Source organism: Patulibacter medicamentivorans, assembly GCF_000240225.1.
Lineage (GTDB): Bacteria > Actinomycetota > Thermoleophilia > Solirubrobacterales > Solirubrobacteraceae > Patulibacter > Patulibacter medicamentivorans.
The window spans coordinates 1-6,683 of sequence record NZ_AGUD01000119.1 but is presented as its reverse complement, the minus strand read 5'-3'; the positions used below and the strand labels follow the sequence as shown (position 1 = coordinate 6,683).

At 74.5% G+C, this 6,683-nt stretch carries 6 protein-coding genes; 1 reads left to right on the top strand and 5 read right to left on the bottom strand.

Going from position 1 to position 6,683, the window contains the following annotated elements:
* Nucleotides 1–60: 60 nt before the first annotated feature.
* A complete protein-coding gene (locus PAI11_RS09540; protein WP_007573639.1) occupies nucleotides 61–555 on the bottom strand; it encodes a hypothetical protein in 495 nt (164 codons plus the stop codon).
* A 130-nt stretch (nucleotides 556–685) separates the two neighbouring features.
* Nucleotides 686–1,162, bottom strand: a complete 477-nt coding sequence (locus PAI11_RS09535) for a hypothetical protein (protein WP_007573636.1) — start codon at nucleotides 1,160–1,162, stop codon at nucleotides 686–688.
* 91 nt (nucleotides 1,163–1,253) lie between these two features.
* On the opposite strand from PAI11_RS09535, the gene ileS reads away from it, so the two are divergent.
* The gene (gene ileS / locus PAI11_RS09530) at nucleotides 1,254–4,637 is read left to right on the top strand and encodes an isoleucine--tRNA ligase (protein WP_007573635.1); all 3,384 of its coding nucleotides are present in this window, start codon (nucleotides 1,254–1,256) and stop codon (nucleotides 4,635–4,637) included.
* A 103-nt stretch (nucleotides 4,638–4,740) separates the two neighbouring features.
* Here the strand turns inward: ileS and trxA are convergent, their stop codons facing one another.
* The 3 genes from trxA to PAI11_RS09515 all read right to left on the bottom strand — a co-directional run.
* On the bottom strand, nucleotides 4,741–5,067 hold the full coding sequence (gene trxA, locus PAI11_RS09525; RefSeq protein ID WP_007573633.1) for a thioredoxin: 327 nt from the start codon (nucleotides 5,065–5,067) through the stop codon (nucleotides 4,741–4,743).
* A 149-nt stretch (nucleotides 5,068–5,216) separates the two neighbouring features.
* Nucleotides 5,217–6,050 carry a polyprenol monophosphomannose synthase gene (locus tag PAI11_RS09520; protein WP_007573630.1) on the bottom strand — a complete coding sequence of 278 codons (834 nt, stop codon included), beginning with the start codon at nucleotides 6,048–6,050 and terminating at the stop codon, nucleotides 5,217–5,219.
* A 60-nt stretch (nucleotides 6,051–6,110) separates the two neighbouring features.
* Nucleotides 6,111–6,683 (bottom strand): glycosyltransferase (locus PAI11_RS09515; RefSeq protein WP_040599520.1); only part of this gene is annotated, 573 nt, incomplete at its 5' end.

The following is a 6,683-nucleotide window of genomic DNA, read 5'->3' as shown; positions in this document are numbered from 1 at the left end:
CACCCCGGCCGCGCGCCCGGCGCCGCGGCCCGCCCCGGCAGGAGCGGACCGCGCTGGCGATCAGGCGCCCGGCGCGGGCGGCTGCTGGTCGTCCTTGGACGCGGCCCGGCGGGCGGCGGCCTGCTCCTGCGCGGCCTTCAGCGCCTCCTGGCCCCCGGCGGCGTTGAACTGCTGGAAGAGGGCGTAGCCGAACACGGCCAGCAGCACCAGCCCGAGGAAGAACGCGAAGCCGAGGCTGCCGTCGCTGATCCGCTGGATCAGGAAGATCACGCCCAGCAGCAGGCCCGCGCCACCGACGCCGGCGCTGATCAGATCGGCCTGGCGCTCCTCGTTCGGCGCGAACTTCGCGATCCGGGCGGCCTCCCAGACGACGTAGCCGATCACGACGATCCAGGCGATCGCGCCGAACTGGTGCCAGCCGCTCTGGCTGGCCGAGAAGCCGCCGATCGAGACGTGGTACCAGGGCAGGAAGCTGTTGACGATCAACAGCGCCGCTGCCCCGAGCGCGAGCTTGCGCGGGGTTGGCAGGGCCTGGAGGTCGGCTTGGGTGGTCACGGTGGGGCTCCGTTCGTCGTGCCCCGGTCTGGTACCGGGATCGGGCGCATCATCCGCCTACCGTCGGTCGCTGACAACCGCAGTTCCCGGCGGTTGGACGTTTCGGTCCTGGCGCCGCCGACCACGGCGGTCAGCGACGGGTGCGAAGCGGAGGCGCCTTCCGCCGGCCCGGGCGGTCGCCGCTCCGGGGGCGCCGATCGGCGTCGGATCCGCCGTCCCGACGTCCTCCGGCCGGTCCCGGCCGCAGCGCGATCGCCACGGCGGCGAGCGCCAGCACCGCCGCCAGCGCCAGCCCGATCCAGGCCGCGGTCGCCCGCTCGTGAGCGTCGCCGAGGAACTTCACCAGCACCGCGACCGCCGTCCCCAGCGCCGCCGCGGCACCGAACAGGTCCGGCCCGCGCTCGTCGACCACCAGCCCGATCCGCCGCGTCAGCTCCCAGGCGACGACCACCAGCGCCGCCGCCCCGGCGAACCAGCCGGCGCCGCTCCAGCCCGACCGGCCGACGCCGAAGGCCGACTGCCAGTCGAGGAGCAGCACGACGACCAGCGCGGCCGCCGCGAGCAGCGCGATCAGGCGCGGGGCGGCCGGGTTCGGGCGCTCGGGCACGCGCGCATCATCGCCGATCGCCGGGCCCCGGCGCGCGGGCCGGGACCGCCGAGCGTCGCCGGCGACCGGCGATTCCTAGAATCCGTCGTCCATGTCACGCCGCCCCGTCGATCCGAACCAGTCGTTCCCCGCGCTGGAGGAGGCGATCCTGGAGCGGTGGCGGGAGCGCGACGTCTTCCGCGAGTCGCTGCGGCGGCGCGAGGGCGCCGAGCCGTGGGTCTTCTACGAGGGCCCGCCGACGGCCAACGGCCGACCCGGCAGCCACCACGTCCTGGCGCGGGCGTTCAAGGACATCTACCCGCGGTTCCAGACGATGCGCGGCCGGCTGGTCGAGCGCAAGGGCGGCTGGGACTGCCACGGGCTGCCGGTCGAGATCGCCGTCGAGCGGGACCTCGGCCTGCAGTCGAAGGCGGAGATCGAGGCCTACGGGATCGCCGAGTTCAACCAGCGCTGCCGCGACTCGGTCTTCGAGTACCTGGAGGACTGGAGCCGCCTGACCGAGCGGATCGGCTACTGGGTCGACCTCGACGACGCCTACCGGACGCTCGACGACTCGTTCATCGAGCAGGTCTGGGGCGCGATCCGCGCGATCGCCGACCGCGACCTGCTCTACGAGGGCCACCGCGTGGTCCCCTACTGCCCGCGCTGCGGCACCGCGCTCTCCAGCCACGAGGTCGCCCAGGGCTACCAGGACGACGTCGACGTCTCGGCCTTCGTGCGGTTCCCGGTGCTCGACGCCGGGGACTCGGCGCTGCAGCCGGGCGACGCGCTGCTGGCGTGGACGACGACGCCCTGGACGCTGCCGTCGAACGCGGCGCTCGCCGTCCACCCCGACCTGGAGTACGTCCGCGCCCGCGTCGGCGGCCGCCCGCGCGACGGCGAGCGGGGCTCGGCCCCGGTCGACGGCGGCGAGGTCGTGGTGCTCGCGGCCGCGCTGCTGGACCGCGTGGTGCCGACCACGAAGACCGGCGGCGACGGCACGCCCGTCCCGAACGGGACCACGGTCGAGATCCTCGAGACGCTGACGGGGGCCCAGCTGGCCGGCGCCCGCTACGCGCCGCCGTTCTCGTTCATCGCCCCGGAGGAGTGGGGCCCGCGCGGCAACACCGTGCTCGAGGCCGGCTTCGTCACCGCCGACGACGGCACCGGGATCGTCCACACCGCCGTCGCGTTCGGCGCCGACGACTACGCGCTCGGGCTCGAGGCGGGGCTGACCGTGGTCAACCCGGTCAAGCTCGACGGCAGCTACGACGAGCGGATCAGCGGCTACGCCGGCCGTCAGGTCAAGGACGCCGACCGCGACCTGGTCGAGGACCTGCGGGCGTCGGGCGCGCTCTGGCTGGCCCGCGACTACGAGCACTCCTACCCGCACTGCTGGCGCTGCGGCACGGCGCTGCTCTACTACGCCAAGCCGTCCTGGTACATCGCCACCTCGAAGATCCGCGACCAGCTGGTGGCGGCCAACGAGCAGGTCACCTGGCACCCCGAGCACGTCAAGGACGGTCGCTTCGGCAAGTGGCTCGAGGGCAACGTCGACTGGGCGCTCTCGCGCGAGCGCTACTGGGGGACCCCGCTGCCCGTGTGGCGCTGCGACGGCGAGGGCTGCGAGCACCTGCACTGCATCGGCTCGTTCGCCGAGCTGGAGCGGCTGAGCGGGCGGGAGCTGTCGGACCCGCACCGCCCGTACGTCGACGACATCACGTTCGCCTGCGCCCAGCCGGGCTGCGACGGCGGCACGATGCGGCGCGTCCCCGAGGTGATCGACGTCTGGTTCGACTCGGGCTCGATGCCGTTCGCGCAGCACGGCCAGTCGCTGGAGGCGACCCGCGAGCAGGGCCGCTGGCCGGCCGACTACATCTGCGAGGCGCAGGACCAGACGCGCGGCTGGTTCTACTCGCTGATGGCGATCTCGGTCCTGCTGCAGCAGCCGGCCGCGGCCGGCGCGCCGCTCGACGGGACCGTGCGGGCGACCGCCCTGACCGCCGCCGAGCACCTGACCGCCGGCGACGGGCGGGATCCCCATCCGCCCTACGAGGACGTCGTCTGCCTGGGCCTGATCCTCGACGCCGAGGGTCAGAAGATGAGCAAGTCGCGCGGCAACATCGTGGTGCCGTGGGACGTCATCGATCGCTACGGCGCCGACGCCTTCCGCTGGTACTTCTTCACCAGCAAGCAGCCGTGGGACGGCTACCGCTTCTCGACCGAGGCGATCGGCGAGGGGGTGCGGCTGTTCCTGCGCACGCTCTGGAACACCTACGGGTTCCTCGTGATGTACGAGAACGCCGCGGCCGGGACCGATGGCGCGGCGCCCGCGACCGCCGGCGACCCCGACCCCGAGGCGCCCGGCGCGCTGATGGACCGCTGGATCCGCTCGCGGCTGGCCGCGACCGTCCAGGAGGTCGGCCAGCGGCTGGAGGCCTTCGACGCGACGTTCGCCGGACGGGCGATCGCGGCCTTCGTCGACGACCTCTCCAACTGGTACGTGCGCCGCTCGCGGCGGCGGTTCTGGGACGGCGATCCGGCCGCCCTCGCCACCCTCCGCGAGTGCCTGGTGACGGTCGCCAAGCTGCTGGCGCCGTTCACCCCGTTCGTCGCCGACGAGCTGTACGACAACCTCGACGGCAGCGAGCCCTCGGTCCACGTGACCGACTGGCCGGTGGTGCGCGATCCCGCCCACCCGGCCGACGCCGACGGCCGCGACGACGCGCTCGCCCCGCGCGACGAGGAGCTGGAGCGGGCGATGGAGATCGCCCGCGAGACCGTCCAGCTGGGCCTCGGCGCCCGCGGCCAGTCGAAGCTCAAGGTCCGCCAGCCGCTGCACGAGGCGGTCGTGGTCGCCGCCGACCGCGAGCGCGAGGCGATCGAGCGGCTCGGCGAGATCGTCCGCGACGAGCTCAACGTCCACCAGCTGCGGTTCGTCGACGACGCCGACGAGCTGGGCTCCTACGAGATCAAGCCGAACTACCGCACGCTCGGCCGCCGGTTCGGCAAGGCGATGCCGCAGGCGGCCGCCGCGATCGAGGGCCTCGACGCCGCCCACGCGGCGGCGACCGTCCGCGCCGGCGGCAGCGTCGGGATCAACGTCGACGGCCACGAGCACGAGCTGACCGAGGACGACCTGATCCTGCGGATGGAGCCGCTGGCGGGCTACCAGCTGGAGCGCGACGGCAGCCACGCGGTGGCGCTGGAGCTGGCGATCGACGACGACCTGCGCCGCGAGGGCCTGGCCCGCGAGGTCGTGCACGCGATCCAGGCGGCGCGCAAGGGCGCCGGGCTCGAGATCACCGACCGCATCCACCTGACGCTCGACGGCGACGAGGAGCTGCTGGCCGCCGCCCGCGCGCACCAGCCCTACGTCACCGGCGAGACCCTGACCGAGGCGCTCGAGTACGGCCCGATCGGGCCCACGTCGCACGGCTCCCACGACGCCGAGATCGAGGACCTGCTGCTGCGGGTCGGCGTCGCGCGGGCCTGATCCCGAAGACGACGACGGGCCGCAGCGCTGCTGCGGCCCGTCGTGCTCGGTCGGCGGCGGTGGGGAGCCGCCGGGGCGCGGGCCGTGCAGGCCCGCGGGAGTCCTAGGCGAGGATGCGGTCGATCTCGGCGTTGAGCCGCGGCTTCGGCATCGCGCCGACGATCTGGCCGACGGCCTGACCGTTCTTGAAGACGATCATCGTCGGGATCGACATGATCCCGTACTTGGCCGCCGTCTGCTGGTTGTCGTCGGTGTTGAGCTTCACGACGCGCACGTCCTCGCGCTCGCCGTCGATCTCCTCGAGCACCGGGCTGACCGCGCGGCACGGCCCGCACCAGGGGGCCCAGAAGTCGACCAGCGTCGCCTGGTCGTGCTCGATGACCTCGGCCTGGAAGTTGGTGTCGGTGACCTCGGGGACGGAACCCGCCATTGCTGCTCCTAGCGACGTGCGTGGAAGGCACTGCCGACATCGAATCGGACGATGCCGTGACCACCACTATACAAAATGAAGTGCCCCGGGCCAAGTGCCACGGTTCCGGGGGACGCAGGCTACCCCGTCGGCGGCCCGCGGTGGCCGCGCTACTCGCCGGGGCGACCGGCGCCCGAGGTCGCGGCGCCGCGGACCGGCCGCTCGTCGCCATCGCCCTCGGCGGACGCCAGCGTCGCGGTCGGCGGACGCCAGCCCGACCGTCGCAGCGCCGGGACCAGCACGGCCGCCTCGCGGGCGATCCCGAAGTGCATCTTCGACTCGCCGGCGGTCCGGTCGCGGAAGACGATCGGAACCTCGACGACCTCGAAGCCGGCGAGCACCGTCCGCCAGGTCAGCTCGACCTGGAACGCGTAGCCGCGCGAGCGGACGGTCGACAGCTCGATCGTGCGCAGGACGTCGGCCCGGAAGCACTTGAAGCCGCCGGTCAGGTCGCGGATCCTCAAGCCGAGGGTGCGGCGGGCGTACCACGACCCCCCGCGCGAGATGAACCGCCGCAGCAGCCCCCACTCGGCGACCCCGCCGCCGGGCACGTAGCGCGAGCCGAGCGCCAGGTCGGCCCCGCCGCGGACCGCGGCCAGCAGCTTCGCCAGGTCGCGCGGGTCGTGCGACAGGTCGGCGTCCATCTCCATCACGTGGCTGGCGCCGGCGGCCAGCGCGACCCCGAACCCCGCCAGGTAGGCCGGCCCCAGGCCCTGCGGCGCGTCGCGGTGGAGCACCTCGACCTGGTCCGGGTGAGCCGCCGACAGCCGGTCGGCGATCGCGCCGGTCCCGTCCGGTGAGCGGTCGTCGACGACCAGGATCCGGTAGCCGTCCGGGCATGCCTCGCCGAGCACCTCGCGGGACAGCCCGACGACGCGCTCGAGGTTCTCGGCCTCGTTGTAGGTCGGGATCACCAACCACGGAACGTTGGCGACCGTCGCCATGAAGCAGTACACGCTAGAGGTTGGCCCGCGGCTCGGCGTCGCGGTACGCCCGCGTCGCCGTCAGCCCAGCAGGGCCGGCAGCAGCTCGTCGCGGACGACCCGGTCTACGGCGTCCGGGCCGAACCGCGCCGCCAGCAGCCCTCGCGCGCGCCGGGCGTCGTCGGCGCCCCCGGCGCGCGGCGCGTCGAGCGCCGCCCGGACCGCGGCCGCCAGCGCCGGGGCGTCGTCGGGCCGGTCGACCACCAGCGCCGGATCGATCGCCCGCAGCAGGGTCAGCGCGACGTAGGCGCCGGGCGCCGTGGTGGTCACCACCCGGCAGCCCGCCGCCAGCGCCTCGAGCTGGACGAGCCCGTGGTCCTCGCGCCGCGGCGCGCAGATCAGCGTCCGCGACCGTCGCAGCAGCTGCTCGAACGCGGCCCGGTCGAGCATGCCGGCGTCGCGGACCCCGGCCGGCGCCCGCGCCAGCGCGCCGCGAGGGGCGCCGCAGACGACCAGCTCCTCGCCCTCGCGCCGGGCCAGGGCCCACGCGGCGAGGATCCGGTCGAGGCCCTTCTTCGCCGGGTCGGCGGCGTAGGCAACCGCGGCGACGTCGCGCTCCGGCCACGGGCGCGGCGCCGCGCCCAGCGCGACCGG